The following is a 20,711-nucleotide window of genomic DNA, read 5'->3' as shown; positions in this document are numbered from 1 at the left end:
GCCTCGATAGCGAGCATTACCTAATTATTCTGAAGTTACACTGCTATCTAATTCGCGTGAATTAATTGCTAACAGCTCCTCTTTGTACCCATCGAATTTACAAATCTAATTTATAAACAACTACTGAAATTAAGACGGGACAAGCGATCAGTGTAGGTTAGTAGTCTAAGTTGGCTACAGTTGTACGATCGACTACATTCGCCTTTAACATAAACCCTTTCTCTGGGTAGATTCAAGACCTCTTCCTTAGGAAAGGCGAATGAGCTGATAATCCTGCTTAGATTAAATACAAATTTGTACGGGAAGTTAATGATGAAAGGCATGAACCCAGCGCAAAAATTTGCGTTAATTATCGGCATTTTCTTTTTCCTTTGTGGTGTAATGGGATTTATTCCCGCCTTTGTGAAAGCGCCTACGGTTACGCCTGATATGGCGGGTCTTGGATACACAAGTGGATACGGTTACTTACTAGGGTTATTCCCCATCAATGTCTTACATAATGTTGTTCACCTTGTCGTAGGACTTCTGGGAATTTTTGCATCCATCGCCTTAGACAGTTCTCGTCTCTATAGTGGAGTTTTGGGAATTTTCTATGGGGTGCTAACGCTAATGGGGCTTTTTCCGGCTACCCAGTCAACCTTGGGCTTGATCCCAATCTTTGGCAACGATGTCTGGCTTCATGCAGTCACCGCCGCGATCGCAGTGTACTTTGGCTTTTTTGCTACACCGGATTTGTTGGAACTAAGCACGCCACAACAGGGCGGTACTCGTAACGAGGGCTAAAAAAGGGTAGCGTTTAATAGCGGGTCGATTGTCGAATCCGATTGAGTTTTACGTCGCTGATTGCCTTACAGAAAATCAGTATGCCTTTACCTTAGCCGAGGTATTCTGGTTTTCTGTAAGCTTTAAACGGAATTACCGCGCATATTAATAAGCGCATATTAATAACACTTAGATCCAGTCCTAAATGATTCGTAAACGCGAGCTCCCCGACTTCGAGAAAGAAGTCGGGGATCTGAAAGGCTGGCTCACAACTCAAATAGGATTGCTATATTTGTAACACTTGCATCTGAATCAATTCTTGGTATTTTCGATTTGGCGCACCACGGTGAGGGCGGAGTAGCTGACGCCTGCGGTTCCTTCGCCGGGATGGGTGGAATCTCCTACTAGCCACAAATGATTAACAGGTGTGCGATTGGCAAAGCCAAAGGGGCCAAAGGTGGAAACTCGCTGACCAATTCCGCCAACAATACCGCGATCGCGTGCTGTGAAGCGGGCAAAGGTGCGGGGTGTAGCGGCTTCTTGATGGACGATGGTTTCTGGTGTCAAGTGAAAAAATTGGCTCAGACGAGCGATCGCTTCCTCGGTATATTGTTGCTTTCGCTGTTTATAATCTTCAGATTGCCACCAATTCCGAGTGTCAACGAAGGAAGACGCAATGATAGTTGCTTTACCTTCTGGGGCGCGACCATCTTTAGGGTGGCTCACTGAGACAAATAGGGAGTTATTTTCTCCAATCGGGCCGTCATAATCGTAGAGAAACTGCAAATGCGGCGGACATCCTGAGGGAACCGCACTTCGATCGACACCGAGATACACCACAAATGCTCCCGACGATGGGGGAAGTTTATCGACTCGACGACGATAGCGATTTTGGGTTTTGGGTTGCGAACTAGGAATTCCCTCTGGTGTCTCTGCTTCCAAAAGTTGCACCAAATTTTGGGCGGTGACATTGGCAACGACATGGTCGGCGGGTTCCGTCCAGACAGCGCCGGTTTTTTGATTGCGAATGACGACACCAGTGGCTTTGCCATTTGTGGTGTGGATACGTTCAACGGTGTGGCGCATCAACAGCTTGCCACCATCTCTCTCTAAAGAGGAGACTAGGCGATCGCTCAACACCTGCATACTGCCTTGGAGATGAAATAGTCCCTGCGGCTCCTGGGAAACACTCAAAGCTGTTGCTGCATAGAGCAGAGCCGTTTCTTCAGCATCCACCTGAGAATAAAGCTTGAGCTGCAAATCGAGAAACGTCCTCAGACGCTGATTATCCCCCAATCCATATCCCCGCAAAGCGTCCCCCACCGTCAAAAAAGTGTAGGGCAAAGTAATCAAAGTATCGGGACGAACCGCCGATACCAGTTGCCATAAGTCCCACAAATTTCGCGGCGGTAGCACCGGATCGCGCGATTGAAATGCAAAGCTGGCTCGGAATAAAGTCGCCAACAACTCCCAAAATGGTTCGCTTCCGGGAAACTGCCGAATTCGCTCCGCCTTCCACTTTTGGGGGTCGCACCAGACGTTAATCGGTTCGGTTTCTCCCGGTAGATACACGGCACAAGCTGGATCGCAAGGCGTCGCTGCTGGGATTTCAATTTCTAGTTCCTGAAAAATCCGGTGATGAATCCCCCCCGGTTCCAGTCCAGCCACCTGAGTCGCTCCCACATCAAAGGTAAATCCTTTGCGTTTGAACGTGGAAGCACATCCCCCAGGCACCAGAGCTTGATCCAAAACTAAGACTGAGTAGCCTCGACGAGCCAGTAATGCCCCAGCCGTGAGACCACCAATTCCAGCACCGATAACGACAACATGACAGCTTGGCATGAATTGAGAACGAGGATTCCCTCTTCCGAGACTTAATATTACGTTACATTAAGTTTCGGCTTCCTGACAGGTTCGCGCTCGACGATGAACAATCGGGATTTCAATGTAAAACTCTGTTCCTTGTCCGGGTTCTGAGGAACACGTTAGAACCCCGCCGTGCTTCTCGACCACAATTTGATGGCTAATGGATAAACCCAAGCCTGTCCCCTTGCCAACAGGTTTCGTGGTGAAGAAAGGGTCAAATAGTCGTGTTATCGCCTCTGGGGGGATGCCAGAGCCATTATCTCGAATCCGAATCACCACCTGAGGACAGTCATCAATTTCGACAACCTCAGTGCGAATTCTAATCGAAGCAACTGGCACTTGAGTATTGGAAATGGGGGGAGTTTGACCTAACTGAAGAGAGTGCGTATGCAAATTCTCGATGGTTGCGATCGCTAAGTGCTGATAGCTGTACTCCTCTAAAATATCAATCGCATTGTTGAGGATATTCATAAACACCTGGTTCATCTGTCCAGCGTGACACTCCACAAGCGGGAGATTGCCGTACTCTTTGATCAGCTCAATTCCCTGATTTCCCCCCTTTGCTTTCATTCGATGCTGTAAAATCAGCAGCGTACTATCTAACCCCTCATGAATATCGACCGCCTTCATTTCTGCTTGATCGAGCCGAGAAAAATTCCGCAAACTCAGAACAATCTGGCGAATGCGGTCTGCCCCTAGCTTCATAGAAGAGAGTATCTTCGATAGGTCTTCTATGACAAAAGTTAGATCGATATTTTCCTTATACGCTTCAATTTCTGGGACTGGATCGGGATAATAACGCTGGTAAAGTTGTAGAAGATGCAGCAAATTTTGGGTGTATTGATCTGCGTAAGCGAGATTGCCGTAAATAAAGCTGACTGGATTATTAATTTCGTGAGCAACACCCGCAACTAACTGCCCCAGACTGGACATTTTTTCGTTCTGAACCAGTTGGGATTGACTGCTTTGCAACGTCTGCATCGCTTTTTTCATCTGGACTGCTTGTTGTTGCAGAGACGCGATCGCGCTGCTTTGTGCAGCTTCCGATTCTCCTAAAGCCTCCAGCGCTTGCTTGCGCTCGGTGATATCTTCGGAAATGCCCAACAAATATTGGGGAGTTCCCGCTTCGTCGAAAATCGGGATTTTTTTAGTGTGCAGAATCCTCAAACCTTGATGTTTTGTCTGGATTGGCTCTTCCAGAATCTCCAGAAGTTTCCCAGATGCCAACACTTCGCGATCGCGACTTGTGAAGAAATCAGCTTGCTCTGGCGGGAAAATGCCATAGTCGTTCTTGCCTAACACTTCTTCCTGAGAATAACCAGTGAGTTCCTCGTTGGCTTTGTTCCAGAATACAAATCGCAATTCATTCACTTCTTTAATAAAAATTCCAAGTGGCAGATTTTCTACGATGGAATTCAATAAATTATGAGTATTTGCCGTTGCTTTTTGTGCCTGTTTGCGTTCAATTATTTCCCTTTCTAATTGTTGATTTGTCTGCAATAAGTTTTTAGCACGAGCTGCCAAAACTTCCAAATTGGCGTTCGCTCTTTCCAACTCAGCCTTAGCCTGAGCCAGTTGATTTTTCGTGTTTTTTTGGATTCGGAAGTTTTCAACTAGGAGCGAGTAGTAACGCCTCACAGCCATGAAAGCTCCCACGACTAAAGCCATGATTGGAACAACTCCTCCCTGAATTGTCAGTATCATTGGGGAGCTGTTTTGCCCACCAAAGACTAATGTTAAAAGCTGCACTGAATGTTCTATAGCACAGCTCAAGAAGATTGCTACAGTTACGAGTACTAATGGATTGCTGAGTAGATGCTGCCCTCGAAGAAAACCGCGATAAATCAAAAACGCAGTTGTATAATAACCAGCTGCAATGATGGTGTTTGTACTTCCTGAAAATCCACTCAGCATGAGTACAACTGACTCCAGTTAAATGAAGCTTTAGTCTGGTCTATCAGACTAAGCCATAGTATCTGTCTCTAGACTGATAAAGCCTCTGAAATTCTTAAATTTATCTAAAAATACAGAGTTTCTTTCAAGCTTTTAAAAATTTAAAATAAATCTTTCATAATCAAGGTATTTCCCAATACATAAATAAACAAATTTTAATCAATAAGGCAAATTTTAAAGAATGATTGACTTTCTTAATTAACTTGAAAAAATGGCACGGAAAGGAAATATGTGTTAAAGGCGAAAGGAGCGGGCAACTTTTTAAAAACATCTAGAGAGCGATCGCGCAATGCTGGGGAGCTGGCTGAGGAGACAGGTGCAGACTGAGTAAGATAAAAGGAGAAATAGTCCAGCGCCGAAGAACACATGACCTCAACTCTGCTCAAATCTACGCCACTCAACGCCCCGACTCTCCACCGCCTACCTAACGGTTTAACGATTGTGGCGGAGCAGATGCCCGTCGAAGCCGTTAACCTAAACGTGTGGATTAATGTCGGCTCATCCGATGAGCCAGACCCCATCAACGGCATGGCTCACTTTCTAGAACACATGGTGTTTAAGGGGACGCCAAGGCTCAACAGTGGAGAATTCGAGCGACTGATTGAAGAGCGGGGTGCCGTAACAAACGCAGCCACCAGTCAGGACTATACCCACTACTACATCACAACAGCTCCTAAAGATTTTGCCCATTTGGCACCATTGCAACTAGATGTGGTGCTAAATCCCAGCATTCCAGAGGATGCCTTTCAAAGAGAGCGATTGGTCGTTTTAGAAGAAATTCGCCGCTCGGAAGACAATCCTCGCCGCCGGACTTACCAGCGGGCGATGGAGGTGGCATTTGACACCCTGCCCTACCGGCGTCAGGTACTTGGGCCAGCAGCGGTGATTGAGCAGCTGACGGCGCAGCAGATGCGCGATTTCCACGCCAGTCAGTATCAACCCCAATCGATAACAGCGGCAGTTGTGGGCAATTTGCCTGTCGAGGAATTAATTGAAATTGTGGCAGCGGGATTGACGGAGATAGGAGTCAGCACTCAGCCGCCAGAAGCCAAAAGTCAGGAAGTTATCACCTCAACCCTCACTCCCGAACCTGCTTTTAGGGAAATTGTCCGCCGCGAGTATGTTGATGAAAGCTTGCAGCAAGCGCGGTTAGTGATGATGTGGCGAGTGCCTGGAATGACGCACTTATCCGATACTTACGCGCTGGATGTGTTGAGCGTGATTCTGGGACAAGGTCGAATGTCGCGGCTGTTCCGAGATTTGCGGGAAGACAGGCACCTGGTGACGAATATTGGGGTGAGCAATATGAGCCATCGGCATCAAGGCGTCTTCTATATTGGGGCGCAGTTGCCGGTAGAGAATTTGGCAGAGGTAGAAGCGGCGATTCTTGCTCATATTCGCACCCTCCAGACAGAACCCGTGAGTGAGGCAGAGATTTCCCGCTTCCGGACGCAAGTAGCGAATCGGTTTGTCTTCGGGAATGAAACGCCAAGCGATCGCGCTAACTTATACGGCTACTATCAAACCATGATGGGTGATTTGGCTCCAGCATTGAATTACCCGGCTCGGATTCAAGCCTTGGAAGCGGCGGATCTCCAGTCAGCAGCTCAACAGTATCTCTCTTGTGATGCTTATGGTGTGGTTGCGATCAAGCCAGCTAGCTAGTTTTTTTTAACGCAAAGGTACGCAAAGGTTAACGCAAAGGTACGCCAAGGAATCAATCTGGTTTGGCGTACCTTTGTGCTTTCTTTAGCGTGACTCTGGGTTAAAATTTCTCCCATGTGGACAGAAATAGACGCTCAAATCACTCGCCTAACGGGTGAAAAGTTTCAAAGTCAGCAGCGGCAGTCGGTGAGTGGTGGTTGCATCAATCAAGGCTATGCTGTCAGCGATGGGCAACGCACCTACTTCATCAAAATCAACCAAGCGTCTTTGGTTGATATGTTTGAGGCGGAGGCGCTGGGACTCCAGCAAATGCAGGAAACTCACACGATTCGGGTTCCAAAACCGATTGGCTGGGGCACCAGCGGGAATTCTGCCTATATCGTACTGGAGTGGCTGGAAATGGGGCGCGGCGACTCCCATTCTTGGGAAGAAATGGGACGGAAGTTAGCGGCGATGCACAAATGCGCTGGAAAAGACGCCTTCGGCTGGGACAGAAATAACACTATTGGTTCCACCCCACAAGTTAACACTTGGACAGCAGATTGGGCGGAATTCTATGCCAAACATCGTCTTGGCTATCAATTTCAGTTAGCAAAGCGTCGCGGCGGTCATTTTCCCCAACAGCAGCAATTGTTGGCGGCAATTCCCGAACTGCTAGCGGATTATCACCCTCAACCATCCTTAGTTCACGGCGATTTGTGGGGAGGAAATGCAGGCTTTACGGCATCGGGAGAACCCGTCATTTTCGATCCGGCGGCGTATTATAGCGATCGCGAGGTTGATATCGCCATGACAGAACTTTTCGGTGGCTTCCCCGCAGCCTTTTATCGCGGCTATAACGAAGTATTTCCTCTAGATCCAGGCTACGAGCGCCGGAAAACCCTCTACAATCTCTATCACATCCTCAACCACTTTAATTTGTTTGGCGGCGGCTATAGTTCGCAAGCCAACGGGATGATTGAGCGGATTTTGAGATAGTAGAAAGAGATATAGCAATCCTAAATAAGTTGTAAACTCTCTCTTTCTATCTTTTCTTCGCGCTCTATAGCGCTAACGCGCATGGCTCCGCTAGGGCGTCTTTGCGGTTCGTTTAAAAAAATATGTTCGCAAATCAAATAGGATTGCTATAGTAGAAACGCGATTAATCGCGTCTCTAAAAGAGGTTATCAATGCAATTATGCCCCTCGATTCTGATTCTTAACAGCTTCAGCTAGAACCTCTAAAGCTTTCGCTTTTTGAGGGTCGCTTCCCTGAGCATATTCTAACTGGAACGGCACTTCAATATCTGGTTTCACGCCCTTTCCTTCTAAGCGTTCTCCATTCACATAAATATCAACGACCGCCAGATAAAGAAGATTACCATCTTTGAGCAAGAAAGGACGAGCCGCAACAACTGCTCCTGCTGTTTGACTACCAACGACTTTTCCAATTCCATACTGCTCAAAACCATAAGCTAAAATTTCTTTTCCGCTTCTGGTTCCCTTATTCACCAGCATCACAACGGGTTTTCTCCACTGGTAATCCAAGGTAGTTTTTATTCCATCTCTGGGAATTTGGGTTAATACTGGAACTTTTTCGGAAAAAATACTTAGATAATTCGGAGTAGCTCCACCCCAGCCGTCTCTTAGGTCTAAAATTAACCCATCCGCATCTTTAAGCCGTCCATAAGCAATTTCTTCTTCCAGTAAGTCCTGATATTTATCGCCCGCATACGACCAAATATGTACATAGCCTAGTTTTCTACCATTGCTTTCGATTATTTCAATACTCGACCGCATCGCGTCCAAGAAAACTGTATTAGGTTTTATTATTTTTGGAACTACAGTTACATTCTTCTTGCTGCTTGAATCGGGAGTTCGTTGAATCGATATACTAACTTGTTTCCCTGCTTTGTTAACAAAAGATTCGATTGGCTGATACGGATTGCCATCAACTGCTAATATTTGGTCGCCTACTTTGAGTCCCGCTTGAGCAGCAGAACTGTTATCAAGAATACCAGTGATAAAGGTCTTCCCATCGATCTCTTTAGTGAAAGCTCCAATTCCGGTGTACTCTAAGCCTTTGGGAAATAACTTTTGTATTTTTTCTAAGAAATGACCTTGATTAAATATACCCAAAAGTTGGTAGTAAGCGGGTTGTGACTTCGGATAAAAGCCTATATGAGAAGTATGCAACTCAGCTAGCATTTGATTGATGACAACGGATGCTTCATCAATAGATTTTGCCTGCTTGACTGAAGGTTTATACTTCTCTCGCATGGCTTTCCAGTCAACCCCATTAAATTTTGGGTCAAAAAAGTTGTCGTTGACGGTTTGCCAAACTTCTTCAAATACGCCTAAAGTCGGTGATTCTTGAAGTTTTGAACTGACGGGTAGGAGGAAAAATGATAAGGCAAGAATAACTAAAACACTAAGACTTATATTAGCCAAAAATCGGTTAATTTTTTTAAACTTTATCATTGTTTGATTATTTCAATTTATCTTCAGCCAGTATAGCTTATCAGCTACTTAAATCAGGGTAGAAACTATCCCATTTTTACAAAAATATGCTAGCGTTTAGAAACCGCGCCTACACAGACAAAACCCGCCTACGCAGGTTCCAAATTTATTACTAGATGTTGTAGGGTAGGCGGTACTAACCAATGGTTTTACAGATAGGTTTGTTTAGGTACAGTTACCTAAATTACGGGATGCGAATGAAGCGATCGCTTATCATACATCCCCATACCAAACTCTATTATAATTGCGCGATACTAATGTGCCGAGGCTGAGCTTTAACTCGTTCCAGCCAAGCTTGGATTGCTGGAAATCTTGTTAAATCAAATCCACCTTCATCCGCTACATGGGTGTAAGCAAACAACCCAATGTCAGCAATCGTATAGCGTTCTCCCACAAAAAAATTACAATTTGTTAAATATTTTTCCATAACCGTTAGCGCTGCATAACCAGGTTCGCGCTTTTGATTAAGTGCCTCCTTATATTCTTCCGCCTTGCCAAGGATAGAAATCCAAAATCGGGAAGTAGCAATATAAGGCTCATGGCTATACTGCTCGAAAAACAACCATTGCAACACTTTTGCCCTTTCAAAATTATCCGTTGGCAAAAAATCAGTTTCTTCGCTCAGATAAAAAAGAATTGCGTTGGATTCTGCCAGGAATTGACCTGATTCTGTTTCCAAGACAGGAATCCGACCATTGGGATTTTTGCTTAAAAATTCTGGAGTCCGAGTTTCGCCTTTGAGAATATTCAGTTCTATGCTCTCAAAGGGAATTTGCAGTTGTGTCAGTAAAAGACGAATTTTGTAACAATTACCAGAAGAGAAAAATTGATACAATTTGAGCATATTTATACCTAAACTACTTCAATAGTAGATTTCAGGACGCGATCGCAAGTGCGCGAGCGTTAGCAATAAGTATTGTCACAGGCGAAGCTTGCCCGAAGCATAAGCTAGCACATATCGCTTTTATCAGTAAAACCGAGAGCCAGCCCTCCACACCCAGCAAATAAATCGATAACTAAGGGTTCAGTTGCTGACTGTTGAGGGAGTCGAAGCTATTTTTCGATAAAATCAAGGCAAGAAAGACGGTTGCTGAAGATTTTCGTCTTCATCAAATCAAGATTAAGGTGAGGAAACACTTAGCGAATAAATCGGGTACGCGGAGATGCGTCTAGGCGCAGGGCGGCGATCGCACCCTTCAAATCAAAAGCGATCGCACTCTTTATTACCAAGTGCGATCGCAAACTCTCTTCCTAACACCTATCGGGTGAGATTTTTCCTGGCCCGTTCAGAACGCGCTTCAGCTGATTCCATTACATCAGCCATATTCTCCAGCACTTCTCCTGGATGATTTTCTAAGACTCTGGTAGACAAAGAAACCCGACCTTTACTTTCATCGATATCAACAATCAACGCTTTGATTATTTGACCCACCTGAAACAATGATGCTAAAGATTCGATGTAAGTTTGGCTTACTTGCTTAATATGCAGTAAACCAGTGATCCCGTCCAAATCAACAAACACACCGAAGGGCTTCACACCAGTAATTTTCCCTTCAACTAACTGCCCAACTTCTATCTGAGTGATGGCAACAGAACGAGTCGCTTGCCGTTGAGAAAGCACCAGTTTGTTCGTGTCAGCAGAAACCTCCAAAAAGCTAGCAGTTAGCTTCTCACCAACCAGGGATTCCAGGTTGTCGCGTTCCACCAAGTGCGATCGCGGAATAAACCCCCGCAACCCTTGCACTTCTACCGTAACGCCCCCCTTATTGATGCCAGTGACACGGGCTTGGACTGTTTGATTCGCTTCCTGCATATCAGCCAGGTTATCCCACGCCTGCTTGATCTCCATCTGCCGCACTGAAAGCGTCACCTGACCATCTGCATCTTGCTCTCGGATAATCAGGAAATCCCGTTCTTCCTGCAACGGCAGCACAATGGATAAATCTGTTACCCGTCTCAACGACGCCTCATCAACAGGTAAAAAAGCCAAAGACTTGCCGCCAATGTCTACATAGGCACCATCACTTTCGTGGGTTTCCACTTTACCGCGCACGACTTGCCCCTTGTGAAATTGGTAGTCGTGTTGTTCGAGAGCTTTGGCAAAATCGTCCATAGAAAATGACGATTTTGCATCTTGAGAAGAGGTCGATTTGGAATTCATGACAACTTAGTTGATTGAAAAAAAGTAATTCCCAACTCGCTGATTGCTAGTGTGGGAAAAAATTATGCCGCTTGAAGTTCTTGTTCAAACAGCTGTTTTACCTGCTTCCAGGCATCGGCGGCTGTGGTGTCATTGTAACTGGCGCGATGGTCACAGAAAAACCCGTGGTCAGCTCCATCGTAGCGGAAGACACGATGGGGAATGTGGTGTTTCTCTAGCTCCGCTTCAATTTGATCTATCTGTTCGGCGGGTATACTGGCGTCCTCCATGCCGAAAAAGGCGTAAAGCGTGCCTTTGATGTCTTTTGTGCGTGCGATCGTTGGTTCGCCGCCGCCAGGAGTGTTAGTAGCAACGCCAGCACCGTAGAATGACGCTGTGGCTTTGATATCGGGTAAAGTCGCGGCGAGGTAAGCAACGTGACCCCCAAAGCAGAAGCCGATGCAGCCAAAGACAGGTTTGACTTCGGGCAGGCTTTTGAGGTAATTAATTGCCGCCTGGATATCGCCGAGTAGTTCTGAGGCTTGAGTTTGATCCTTGTACTGTCTGCCAATTTGAATGTCTTCCGGAGTGTAGCCGGTTTCAAAACCCGGTGCTTGGCGTTGAAAGATTGCAGGCGCGATCGCTACATAGCCTTCTTTGGCAATTCGTTCTGTTACCTCCCGGATGTGGGCATTCACTCCAAAAATTTCCTGCAACACCATCATGCCTGGAAAAGGCCCCTCCCCTTCTGGCATTGCCAGGTAAGCCGCAATTTCTAGATCGCCATTGGCAATTTTGAGGTTTTTTGCCCGAATCTTGCTATCTGTCATGATAATTCTTCTCTGTCCTCTGCTGTTTTTTTAGCAGATAGTGCTACTATTTTGTCTACCAGCAAATTGCCCTACTTTTTACTGTAATAAAGTATTTAGAAATTCATAAAATTGCTGCCCTACTTCTCGAATTTTTTTATGAAGAAAATATTATTTAAAATAAACCATAACTTTTTTATTTAAAAAAAATCATTTTTTTAAATATTTTGTAATTTTAGCTTATTTTATTGTGTAGTTTTGTGCGGTTATTGAAGAGTTGCTGGCTGTCGAAAAAGTGGTTTTTGGAGAGAGCGATCGAGAACGATAACTAGCTTTTGTAATCCTTAAAAATCAAAAAGTATCAAGGGGTAAGAGAAGGAGTTCGACCTTGGCAGACTGGAGAGAAAAAGAAAAACCGGCCGGATTATTCACTCCGCAACTTACCTTCATCGCTATCGTTACCTTAACGGCGCTCATCGTCAATAAAATCATCGAGCCGTCACCTCAAACTTCCCCTCAGCATCAGTTTGCGATAGAGGTTCGTCAGGACAAGCCGGAAGCTCAACAACTCCCCAGTGTCAAACCCGAAAATTCGCCGCCGAGGGAAATAATACCGCCAGGAAGTAGCGCCGCTGACACGGCAGAGGCTTCTCAATCGCCAAGTGTATGGGCGATCGCACCATCAAACCCAGTTCATCAGCAACTCCCCATTGCCACACCCGAAAATTCGCCCAGTGAAACAACGCCTTGGGCGATCGCTCTCTCACCCGCAGCCGAAAAAACCTTCCCAGTGCCTACCGAGTATCAGGGAAAAACCATTTATCAGATAAAGCCGAAGAATCTGAAAAAAGTCATCGCCCTCACTTTTGATGATGGCCCTTGGGGGAAAACGACATTGCAAGTGCTGGACATCCTCAAGAAAAACGACATCAAAGCCACATTTTTTTGGGTAGGAGAGCAACTGCAAAGTTATCCAGCCGTAGCGCGACGAGTGGTTGCTGAAGGTCACGCCATTGGCAACCACACCTGGCATCACTCCTATCGTCAGATGGACGAGGCTACGGCGGCAAAGGAAATAGATGATACAGCCGCACTCATCTACAAGATAACCGGAGTCACAACCGCTTACTTCCGCCCTCCCGGCGGCAACTTGCAAAATGGGTTAGCGGCTTACGCCCAAAAGAACAACTACGCCGTGATGATGTGGTCGATTAACTCAGCGGACAGTCGCCGCCACCGCCTCACCGCGCCCAAATTGGTCACAAACATTCTCAAGAGTGCCTTCCCCGGTTCTATTGTGCTGATGCATGATGGTGGCGGCAACCATTCGACAACGGTTCAAGCTTTACCCCAGATCGTTGAAAAACTCAAAAAGCAGGGATATCAGTTTGTCACCTTGCCGGAACTACTAAAGAGGCAAGAGACAACAGACGCTACTGATTCCGTTTCTAGCGGGGAAGCAGAAACACAGATTCCCCCTCGATTAGAGGAATTTCCGCACTCCCCCGGAGAACAACCCGAACAGTATTTCCCTGGGTGAGAGCGTTTTAGACTTTTTTTGGAGTTTAGATGCTGGCTTGTAGAAGACTTGCAGCAAGTAGCGCTAAGAGCGTATGTGCTGATGCGATCGCGTCTCTACTAGATAGATCAAGTGAGAAGGAGGCAGAATCTTGAAAAACCAGGGCGATAACTCAGCTTCTGTAGCGCATTATGCTATTAAAGAATTGCCCTTCTCACGGCTTCATGAGAATCAGAGTCCTTGGAGGCTCGTAAATGGTTCAGTTTCATATTCAACCAGACAGTGAAATTCCAGCGTCAAAACAGCTATTTGACCAAATGCAGTTTGCGATCGCCTCGCGACAGTTTCCCCCAGGTCATCGATTGCCCAGCACTCGGCAGCTAGCAATGCAGACAGGTCTGCACCGGAATACCATTAGCAAGGTGTACCGGCAGCTAGAAGACACTGGATTAGTAGAATCCCAAGCTGGATCGGGAATTTATGTCAAAGCCCAAGGAAACGAGGGCGGCACTGGACATAGCGGCCCCATACACGAACAATATCCCCATGCCTACAAGCTGGTGCAGCACAGCCTGGATGAACTGCTCAACCAAGGTTGCACCCTCAACCAAGCCAGAGAACTATTTCTAGCAGAAGTTGACTGGCGCTTACGCTGTAGTGCGCGAGTGCTGGTCACGGTTCCGTCACGAGACATCGGTGCTGGGGAATTGATGGTTCAGGAACTGGAAAAATCTTTAGGGATACCCGTACAGTTGGTGCCGATGGAGGAACTCAGTAAAATACTCGATCAAACCCACTCCGGCACCGTGGTGACTAGCCGCTATTTTATTGGGGATGCGGAAGCGATCGCAGCCCCACGAGCGGTGCGCGTCATCCCCGTCGATATTTACGACTACGCTCAAGAACTCCAGCTGGTTCAACGCCTGCCTAAAGACAGCTGTATGGGTCTGGTGAGTCTCAGCTCAGGCATTCTTGGAGTTGCAGAAATTCTGATCCACAGCCTGCGCGGGGATGATTTGCTGGTGATGACAGCCCAGGTAAAAGACGCCTACAAACTCAACGCGATCGTTCGCAGTGCCCAAACGATTGTTAGCGATCGCGCCAGTTTTGCCACCGTCAAAGCCGCAGTCGCCGCCGCCCGTGAAGACATTATTCGTCCTCCGGAGCTATTATGTAGCGAAAACTATATTGGCACCAAGTCAATTAACTTGCTCAAGCGCGAACTCGGTTTAGGTTAACAATTTTGGATCTTAGATTTCAACGATCGGATTTCGACGCTCAGACAGTCTAGCTCATCCCATTTGGCAGTCTAAAGTGCCGATTCAGGTGGGATTACCCACCTGCACCCTTCGGTTCAGGCTGAACTTTTGGACGATCCAGATGCTCTAGGGTCTTCATCAGAGATTCAAGTTTTTCACTCAGAAACCCCTTCTAAAATTGGCAATTCCCTGTTGAAACATCGGCAAGAAGCAATCGGAGCAAAGATGACGATTTAGATGAAACCTTCGATGGGTTTAAAAGATGCCATTGAGAAACACCTTGCTGCTAAAGCTTTCCAACCCGATCCCATTCCAGACTTTCGTTTGGAAGAAATCTTTACTTTAGGGATACACGCGCCATCCGGTTAAAATTTACAGTCTTGGCTTGTAAAATCACTCCACACGTATATGTTTGCTGTCTGCTACTCTTAGGCGATGCCGCCGATGAACCAATCAAACATAATAAGGGGCGCTTTGGTATAGATCGGGTTTACTATAGCGACAGTTATGGTGATTTCCGTCTATAGACTTATGCAGAAGTTTTCAAAAAGCCCCTCCGGGTGATTGGCATAACCTGCAATTAAGGGTATATTTACACCTCAAGAACAGCCGGCTCCTTTTGCTTAGCGATCGCGTCCGGACGGCTAGCTGCAACTGGCAACTGTTGCGATAGTAATCGGGAACAATTTTGCTCTAACGCCTTCTTAATTTTTTTTAAATCAAAGGCGTTTTCCCCAAACCGTTGCCAAAACTGGCAATTCTTAAGCCAGAATCTGTAAAGATATCCTGACAGCTAAAACAAACTTTTGTGCGGAACTCTAACTCCTGATGCTATGACTGCTGTGCCCCTTCCTCGCCAGCCATCTCCCTTACCTGACGGCGGTACCACCGCCGAAACGACGCCTGTTTTCGCGCTCAAAGAACTGGTGGCGCGTTTGCATCGAGAACAGCGCAAGATTCAAGACTTGCTCTCGTCGTTAGGGTTTGCCCTGCGTAGCTTCAATAACTTGAATCAGTTTTTGGAGTTGATTCCGCTGATGGCAACGCGGGTCACAGATGCCGATGGCGGCATTCTCATCCGGTTTTTGCCGAATGGTCAGGTGCGGCTAGAACGCCTGCACTGTCAGGAAGGTCAATCTTGTCAGGATATTCGCAAGGCGCTTAACGCCGCAACCCGTCAGGCGAGTAATCTCTCGACAACGGCAGAGGGGGTCGCCACACCGCCATCATTGGATGCTCAACTGACTCGGTTTTTAGGGCCAGACATTCAGGTATTTGGCACTCCGATTCTGGTAAAAAATGCAGAGCGAGGGCGTCTTTATGTGTTCAGCCGCGATCCCAAATATATTTGGACAGATACCCGACAGAAGTTGGTGCGCTTAGTTGCCGATCAAACAGCAGTTGCGATCGCAAACGATGAACTTACCGTCGAACTACGCCAAAAAGAACGCCTAGATAAAGAATTAGAAATTGGTGCCGATATCCAGCTGCGCCTACTACCGCGACAATGTCCGAATATTTATGGAGTCGAACTAGCGGCAAAGTGCCAAACGGCTAGTCGCGTCGGCGGAGATTACTATGATTTTATTCCCGCCAATTATGACCAGCTGCGCCCCCAAACAGACAGTGATTCGGAAGTGGAAACTGCCCGAAGAGGATCGGTTCCGTGGAGCCTGGTAATCGGGGATGTCATGGGCAAAGGCGTCCCAGCGGGTCTAATCATGACGATGACGCGGGGGATGCTGCGAGCCGAAGTGCTAAACAGGCACTCACCGGCGAAGATCCTGCAACATTTAAACCGGGTAATGTATGCCGATTTGGAAAACTCCCATCGGTTTGTCACCCTGTTTTATTCCGAATACGATCCGCAAACCCGGATTCTGTCTTACAGTAATGCCGCCCACCATCCTCCCTTGTTATGGCAGGCATCAACCCGTTCCATCAAGCGCTTGGATACCTGGGGAATGCTGATTGGTCTGGATGCCGATTCCCAGTATGAAGATGCCCAAGTCCAGCTGTATCCTGGGGACACGATTATTTATTACACCGATGGTTTTACCGATGCGGCAAATCAAAATGGCGATCGCTTTGACGAAGAAAAGCTGAGCCGCACCTTCCAGTGGGCTTGCCAGCATTGCAACGGCACCCAAGCGATTTTAGATTACCTATTTGAGCAGGTACAGCAGTTTATCGGTCCATCCAGTCGGAACGGAGATGATATGACGCTAGTGGTGATGCAGGTCAAAAGTTAATCGGTAATGAGTCATGGGTCATTTCCGATACCCATTACTCATTACCAATCACAGACTCCCCCACTAGCAAAGACATCAGCTTTGTGTTAATAACAATCTGAACGGATGCGCGAGCAACCTTTGCCAACATCTCTATTTGTTGTGAGGAGATCAGAGTCATGGTGCTTAATGAAATGCACGAAATCATCGGTTGGTTGCCCAACTTGACCCACAGTTACGATAGTGTATCGCTGTGGTTTTCGCACTCGCCAATCAATTGGCCCGTGTTGGCGCAGCAAATCAGAGACCCAAAAGTGCTAGACCAGATGCAGAATGCCTTTAACTACTTCATTAAATCAGGGCAAGTCTGGGCACTGTTAATCGGGCTGTTTTTTGGCTACCTGATTCGAGGGATTACAGCTTAGTGGATAGCGTTTGAAGGTTTAAAAAGTTAAAGGTCGAAGGTTGAAAGTTGAATGTTTGGATACAGCTTGCTCGTCGTGAAATTTGCTAAAGAGTAAGATGCTTGCCTTTGCAAGCTACAACCTTCTCGACGAGCCAACTTTCAACCTGCTCGCCTTTCAAGCTGCTCGCCTTTGAATCTGTTAATCCAACGTTACCAAGAAGCTCGTGACTCAACAAAAAACTTGGAGCCAACGGTTTGAATCGGCGTTGCATCCTGCGATCGCTCGCTTCAACGCTAGTATCGGCTTCGACATCGAACTCATTGAATACGACCTCACCGGCTCGACTGCCCATGCCAAAATGCTCGCTCACACCGGCATTATTTCAGGGTCGGAGGCACAACAGCTAGTCGCAGGCTTAGAACAAATCCGCCAAGAATACCGAGAAGGAAACTTCAATCCAGGGATAGATGCAGAAGACGTTCATTTTGCGGTGGAGCGTAGGCTGACAGAAATTACCGGAGATGTCGGCAAAAAACTGCACACGGCGCGATCGCGCAACGATCAAGTAGGCACTGACACCCGCCTCTACTTGCGAGATCAAATTTCCCAAATTCGCAGCCAGTTGCGCGAATTTCAGGGAGTTCTCCTCGACCTTGCCCAAAATCACGTCGAAACCCTAATTCCCGGCTATACGCACCTACAACGCGCCCAACCAGTCTCTTTAGCTCACCACCTCCTCGCCTACTTTCAAATGCTAGAACGGGACTGGGAGCGGCTAGGAGAAGTCTATGGGCGCGTCAATATCTCGCCTTTGGGGAGTGGCGCACTTGCCGGAACCACTTTCCCCATCGATCGACACTACACCGCCAAACTGCTCAACTTTGATGGGGTCTATGCCAACAGTATGGATGGTGTGAGCGATCGCGATTTTGCGATTGAATTTCTCTCTAGCGCCAGCCTGATCATGGTTCACCTCAGCCGTTTATCGGAGGAAGTCATCCTTTGGTCATCTCACGAATTCGGCTTTGTCACCCTCAAAGATAGCTGCGCCACCGGCTCCAGCATCATGCCCCAAAAGAAAAACCCCGACGTGCCTGAACTCGTGCGGGGTAAAACAGGTCGTGTTTTTGGGCATCTGCAAGGAATGCTAGTGCTGATGAAAGGGCTACCTTTGGCTTACAACAAAGACTTACAAGACGACAAAGAAAGCCTATTTGACAGTGTAAAGACCGTTAAAGGCTGCCTAGAAGCAATGACCATTTTGTTTCGCGAGGGGCTAGAATTTCGTACCGCTCGCCTTGCAGAAGCCGTCGCGGAAGATTTCTCCAACGCGACCGATGTTGCTGATTACCTAGCAGCGCGGGGTGTCCCCTTCCGGGAAGCTTACAATCTCGTGGGCAAGGTTGTAAAAACTTCCCTCGCTGCCGGTAAACTTCTCAAGGATTTGAGCTTGGAAGAATGGAAGGAATTGCACCCAGCTTTTGAGCCAGACATCTATGAAGCCATCTCTCCAAGACAAGTAGTTGCCGCTCGTAACAGCTACGGCGGTACCGGATTTGAGCAAGTGAGACAAGCGATTCAAGCTGCCCAGTCTCGGCTGAGTAGTTAGGACTAAGTAATCAGGACTGAGGACTGAGTAATTAGGACTGAGTAATCAAGACTGAGGGCTGAATAGGGGATTTCTCAATTTCGCAAGAGAGTTAGTAGCTGAAGAAAAATATTTTTTTTCCTCAGTCCTCAGTCCTCAGCCCTCAGCCCTCAGCCCTCAGCCCTCAGCACCGAGCAATGGCTAACCCATCGCGCCGCCCATTGCTCCCATTCCTCCTCCCATCTTGTCTTCATCCTCCTCATTGGTTCTCTCTCCGGGCGATCTTTGACGCCGGAATTTAGAGAACCGACCCGTAGTTTGACGTTTACGAAACTTGCGGGCGTATGCTTGATTACGCTGCGCCTTTTCTTTCTTAGGGTTACGGCGCTTCGCCATGTTCACCTCTTTGATATACGACTAAAAAATGGTGCCTTTGGGTTTTCCCCCGCACCTGATGCTTGTTGGTGTTGCCAGTCACGCCCAAGGCTTGGAAAAGCAGGTGCTAGAATCTGCCAATCTGGCAATCTACCGCGATCGCCCTCTTTTCGAGGGTTCTCCTTCGGTCTGGCTTGGTTGATCTGCATCTGACGCCCCATCCATTTTGCACCATCCAGCACCGAAATAGCTGTCTTTTTTTGCGGAGCTTCCACCCTCTCTACGAAAGCAAAGCCCCACACTTTGCCTGTCTTCCGGTCGCTTGGTATCGCCACACTTTTGGCTGAACCAGATGCAGAGACTTGTTTAAAGTCTTTTGGAGTAACCTGCGAAGACAGACTTTCGATGTAAATAGTCATCCAACAATATCCATCCGAACAGTTGATTCAGATGAAAGCCGAGAGAGAGAAGAGCGACCTAGAAGCGCAAAATTAAAGCGTCTCTAGCAACTTCTCAGAACCTACTCTTGTCCAAGCGAATCTAGACAGAGAGTGTGTTGCTCTTCCAGAGCATTTTTTTGGCTCTGGAAGCCTCTGCCTTCAAACCTGTGGAAGAAACACCGAAACAGGCTAGCCTAAAAACGGCGGGTCGCAGACTGACGTGACCGAACTTGCATCTGTAACGTATATCATAACAGCCTGTCAGCAGCCTACTAAAAAGCGCTGACTTGCTGCGGTTGAAAACATCCCCATGTCCCTAAAACTCAGCGATACTGCTTCTTGGCTGGGTAAAATTGTCAGCCGTAACCGCAGCAAAAAGCTAAAAAATTCCGCACCAAGCAGTTGATACGCCTTCAGCGCTGCACATGAATGCGATCGGCTCGGATGGTAACATTGAGAAGATTTATCTTCAGGTGACTGAATCTCAAAAAGCAGAAATTCTCGCTGATTTAAAATTTTAATTTGTAGAGGTGGATGAATAAGCAATTCTGGCATCCCCAGAACTATGCGGATTCAGCCCTTGGGGAAACCCTCCTTTTGCAAAGTTTTAAATTTTATCTGGAATCGGAGAACTTCCTGCTCATAAATTGACTCTAAAAGTAAAAGTTCCTTTCTGCGTTGAAGTAAAGCTTCTTTTGCCTATGCGTCGGTCATGGCGATTTATACAAACAGTGCTAGGGATTATTTTCCGCCATCCCATTATCGGCACAACTATCATCCCGATTTTGCCAGATGGTCGAATTGTGTTCATTCGACGCGGAGACACAGGTGAATGGGGTTTTCCTGGCGGTATTGTTGATTGGGGTGAGGACATTCCGACATCAGCGCGGCGGGAGTTGGCGGAAGAAACTGGACTGGAGTTAGTAAAAATTCGCCGGTTAGTGGGAGTTTATTCTTCGCCAGACCGCGATCCCAGAATTCATTCGATTTGTGTAGCGCTAGAAGCAGAAGTGCAGGGAGAAATGCAGGTTCGGGATACGCTGGAAATTATGGAAGTCAAAGCTTTCTCTGTGACATCCTTGCCTCAAGGGAAACTCTGCCATGACCACGACCAGCAGTTGCAGGACTACTTGAACGGCTTGACAACCCTCGCATAAGCAGGATTTTCGATTTTGGATGAGTCAATCCATCGTCAATCT

Annotated in this window: 19 protein-coding genes; 10 read left to right on the top strand and 9 right to left on the bottom strand. The window is 47.1% G+C overall.

Annotated elements, in window-relative coordinates:
• Positions 1-309: 309 nt before the first annotated feature.
• The gene (locus H6F52_RS20340; RefSeq protein ID WP_190414619.1) at positions 310-783 is read left to right on the top strand and encodes a DUF4383 domain-containing protein; all 474 of its coding nucleotides are present in this window, start codon (positions 310-312) and stop codon (positions 781-783) included.
• 291 nt (positions 784-1,074) lie between these two features.
• Here the strand turns inward: H6F52_RS20340 and crtD are convergent, their stop codons facing one another.
• Both crtD and H6F52_RS20330 read right to left on the bottom strand, forming a co-directional pair.
• The gene (gene crtD, locus H6F52_RS20335; protein WP_190536574.1) at positions 1,075-2,604 is read right to left on the bottom strand and encodes a C-3',4' desaturase CrtD; all 1,530 of its coding nucleotides are present in this window, start codon (positions 2,602-2,604) and stop codon (positions 1,075-1,077) included.
• A gap of 48 nt (positions 2,605-2,652) precedes the next feature.
• Positions 2,653-4,332 (bottom strand): ATP-binding protein, encoded by a 1,680-nt coding sequence (locus H6F52_RS20330; protein WP_190536573.1) that lies wholly within the window; start codon positions 4,330-4,332, stop codon positions 2,653-2,655.
• 615 nt (positions 4,333-4,947) lie between these two features.
• Here H6F52_RS20330 and H6F52_RS20325 point away from each other — a divergent pair.
• Together H6F52_RS20325 and H6F52_RS20320 are read left to right on the top strand one after the other, a co-directional pair.
• Positions 4,948-6,246, top strand: coding sequence for a pitrilysin family protein (locus H6F52_RS20325; protein WP_190536572.1), 1,299 nt, complete (start codon positions 4,948-4,950; stop codon positions 6,244-6,246).
• 114 nt (positions 6,247-6,360) lie between these two features.
• Entirely contained in the window at positions 6,361-7,224 is an 864-nt protein-coding gene (locus H6F52_RS20320; protein ID WP_190536571.1) for a fructosamine kinase family protein, read from the top strand.
• Between the two features lie 197 nt (positions 7,225-7,421).
• Here the strand turns inward: H6F52_RS20320 and H6F52_RS20315 are convergent, their stop codons facing one another.
• The 4 genes from H6F52_RS20315 to H6F52_RS20300 all read right to left on the bottom strand — a co-directional run bounded on the left by H6F52_RS20315 (position 7,422) and on the right by H6F52_RS20300 (position 11,714).
• Positions 7,422-8,705 (bottom strand): S41 family peptidase, encoded by a 1,284-nt coding sequence (locus H6F52_RS20315; protein WP_190536570.1) that lies wholly within the window; start codon positions 8,703-8,705, stop codon positions 7,422-7,424.
• 277 nt (positions 8,706-8,982) lie between these two features.
• Positions 8,983-9,588: a glutathione S-transferase family protein gene (locus tag H6F52_RS20310; RefSeq protein WP_190536569.1), complete on the bottom strand. Its 606-nt coding sequence runs from the start codon at positions 9,586-9,588 to the stop codon at positions 8,983-8,985.
• Positions 9,589-10,002: 414 nt separating this feature from the next.
• The gene (locus H6F52_RS20305) at positions 10,003-10,905 is read right to left on the bottom strand and encodes a S1 RNA-binding domain-containing protein (RefSeq protein WP_190536568.1); all 903 of its coding nucleotides are present in this window, start codon (positions 10,903-10,905) and stop codon (positions 10,003-10,005) included.
• A 62-nt stretch (positions 10,906-10,967) separates the two neighbouring features.
• The gene (locus H6F52_RS20300) at positions 10,968-11,714 is read right to left on the bottom strand and encodes a dienelactone hydrolase family protein (protein ID WP_190536567.1); all 747 of its coding nucleotides are present in this window, start codon (positions 11,712-11,714) and stop codon (positions 10,968-10,970) included.
• A 367-nt stretch (positions 11,715-12,081) separates the two neighbouring features.
• Here H6F52_RS20300 and H6F52_RS25870 point away from each other — a divergent pair, with 367 nt between their 5' ends.
• From H6F52_RS25870 to argH, 6 genes are all read left to right on the top strand, one after another.
• On the top strand, positions 12,082-13,233 hold the full coding sequence (locus tag H6F52_RS25870; protein ID WP_242034009.1) for a polysaccharide deacetylase family protein: 1,152 nt from the start codon (positions 12,082-12,084) through the stop codon (positions 13,231-13,233).
• 233 nt (positions 13,234-13,466) lie between these two features.
• Positions 13,467-14,450, top strand: a complete 984-nt coding sequence (locus tag H6F52_RS20290) for a GntR family transcriptional regulator (protein ID WP_190536566.1) — start codon at positions 13,467-13,469, stop codon at positions 14,448-14,450.
• Between the two features lie 258 nt (positions 14,451-14,708).
• Positions 14,709-14,840 (top strand): hypothetical protein, encoded by a 132-nt coding sequence (locus H6F52_RS26205; protein ID WP_277881982.1) that lies wholly within the window; start codon positions 14,709-14,711, stop codon positions 14,838-14,840.
• Positions 14,841-15,304: 464 nt separating this feature from the next.
• Complete coding sequence (locus H6F52_RS20280) at positions 15,305-16,723, top strand: PP2C family protein-serine/threonine phosphatase (RefSeq protein WP_190536565.1); 1,419 nt, start codon at positions 15,305-15,307, stop codon at positions 16,721-16,723.
• Between the two features lie 158 nt (positions 16,724-16,881).
• Positions 16,882-17,127, top strand: a complete 246-nt coding sequence (locus H6F52_RS20275) for a hypothetical protein (protein WP_199300650.1) — start codon at positions 16,882-16,884, stop codon at positions 17,125-17,127.
• A 205-nt stretch (positions 17,128-17,332) separates the two neighbouring features.
• Entirely contained in the window at positions 17,333-18,718 is a 1,386-nt protein-coding gene (gene argH, locus H6F52_RS20270) for an argininosuccinate lyase (protein WP_190536564.1), read from the top strand.
• 180 nt (positions 18,719-18,898) lie between these two features.
• Here the strand turns inward: argH and H6F52_RS20265 are convergent, their stop codons facing one another.
• The 3 genes from H6F52_RS20265 to H6F52_RS20255 all read right to left on the bottom strand — a co-directional run bounded on the left by H6F52_RS20265 (position 18,899) and on the right by H6F52_RS20255 (position 20,067).
• Complete coding sequence (locus H6F52_RS20265; protein ID WP_190414631.1) at positions 18,899-19,093, bottom strand: hypothetical protein; 195 nt, start codon at positions 19,091-19,093, stop codon at positions 18,899-18,901.
• A gap of 2 nt (positions 19,094-19,095) precedes the next feature.
• Positions 19,096-19,491: a hypothetical protein gene (locus H6F52_RS26525; RefSeq protein ID WP_190536563.1), complete on the bottom strand. Its 396-nt coding sequence runs from the start codon at positions 19,489-19,491 to the stop codon at positions 19,096-19,098.
• Between the two features lie 282 nt (positions 19,492-19,773).
• Positions 19,774-20,067 carry a hypothetical protein gene (locus H6F52_RS20255; protein WP_190536562.1) on the bottom strand — a complete coding sequence of 98 codons (294 nt, stop codon included), beginning with the start codon at positions 20,065-20,067 and terminating at the stop codon, positions 19,774-19,776.
• Positions 20,068-20,213: 146 nt separating this feature from the next.
• On the opposite strand from H6F52_RS20255, the gene H6F52_RS20250 reads away from it, so the two are divergent.
• A complete protein-coding gene (locus tag H6F52_RS20250; RefSeq protein ID WP_190426228.1) occupies positions 20,214-20,669 on the top strand; it encodes an NUDIX hydrolase in 456 nt (151 codons plus the stop codon).
• The last annotated feature ends 42 nt before the right edge of the window (positions 20,670-20,711 follow it).

This window comes from Coleofasciculus sp. FACHB-542, assembly GCF_014695825.1.
In the GTDB taxonomy this organism is placed as follows: domain Bacteria; phylum Cyanobacteriota; class Cyanobacteriia; order Cyanobacteriales; family FACHB-T130; genus FACHB-T130.
This window is presented reverse-complemented; position numbering and strand designations above follow the sequence as displayed.

Coding starts and splice junctions, on each gene's coding strand:
- H6F52_RS20340 (WP_190414619.1), top strand. CDS start 310: ATGATGAAAGGCATGAACCCAGCGCAAAAATTTGCGTTAATTATCGGC.
- crtD (WP_190536574.1), bottom strand. CDS start 2,604: ATGCCAAGCTGTCATGTTGTCGTTATCGGTGCTGGAATTGGTGGTCTC.
- H6F52_RS20330 (WP_190536573.1), bottom strand. CDS start 4,332: ATGATACTGACAATTCAGGGAGGAGTTGTTCCAATCATGGCTTTAGTC.
- H6F52_RS20325 (WP_190536572.1), top strand. CDS start 4,948: ATGACCTCAACTCTGCTCAAATCTACGCCACTCAACGCCCCGACTCTC.
- H6F52_RS20320 (WP_190536571.1), top strand. CDS start 6,361: ATGTGGACAGAAATAGACGCTCAAATCACTCGCCTAACGGGTGAAAAG.
- H6F52_RS20315 (WP_190536570.1), bottom strand. CDS start 8,705: ATGATAAAGTTTAAAAAAATTAACCGATTTTTGGCTAATATAAGTCTT.
- H6F52_RS20310 (WP_190536569.1), bottom strand. CDS start 9,588: ATGCTCAAATTGTATCAATTTTTCTCTTCTGGTAATTGTTACAAAATT.
- H6F52_RS20305 (WP_190536568.1), bottom strand. CDS start 10,905: ATGAATTCCAAATCGACCTCTTCTCAAGATGCAAAATCGTCATTTTCT.
- H6F52_RS20300 (WP_190536567.1), bottom strand. CDS start 11,714: ATGACAGATAGCAAGATTCGGGCAAAAAACCTCAAAATTGCCAATGGC.
- H6F52_RS20290 (WP_190536566.1), top strand. CDS start 13,467: ATGGTTCAGTTTCATATTCAACCAGACAGTGAAATTCCAGCGTCAAAA.
- H6F52_RS26205 (WP_277881982.1), top strand. CDS start 14,709: ATGAAACCTTCGATGGGTTTAAAAGATGCCATTGAGAAACACCTTGCT.
- H6F52_RS20280 (WP_190536565.1), top strand. CDS start 15,305: ATGACTGCTGTGCCCCTTCCTCGCCAGCCATCTCCCTTACCTGACGGC.
- H6F52_RS20275 (WP_199300650.1), top strand. CDS start 16,882: ATGGTGCTTAATGAAATGCACGAAATCATCGGTTGGTTGCCCAACTTG.
- H6F52_RS20265 (WP_190414631.1), bottom strand. CDS start 19,093: ATGGCGAAGCGCCGTAACCCTAAGAAAGAAAAGGCGCAGCGTAATCAA.
- H6F52_RS26525 (WP_190536563.1), bottom strand. CDS start 19,491: ATGACTATTTACATCGAAAGTCTGTCTTCGCAGGTTACTCCAAAAGAC.
- H6F52_RS20255 (WP_190536562.1), bottom strand. CDS start 20,067: ATGCCAGAATTGCTTATTCATCCACCTCTACAAATTAAAATTTTAAAT.
- H6F52_RS20250 (WP_190426228.1), top strand. CDS start 20,214: ATGCGTCGGTCATGGCGATTTATACAAACAGTGCTAGGGATTATTTTC.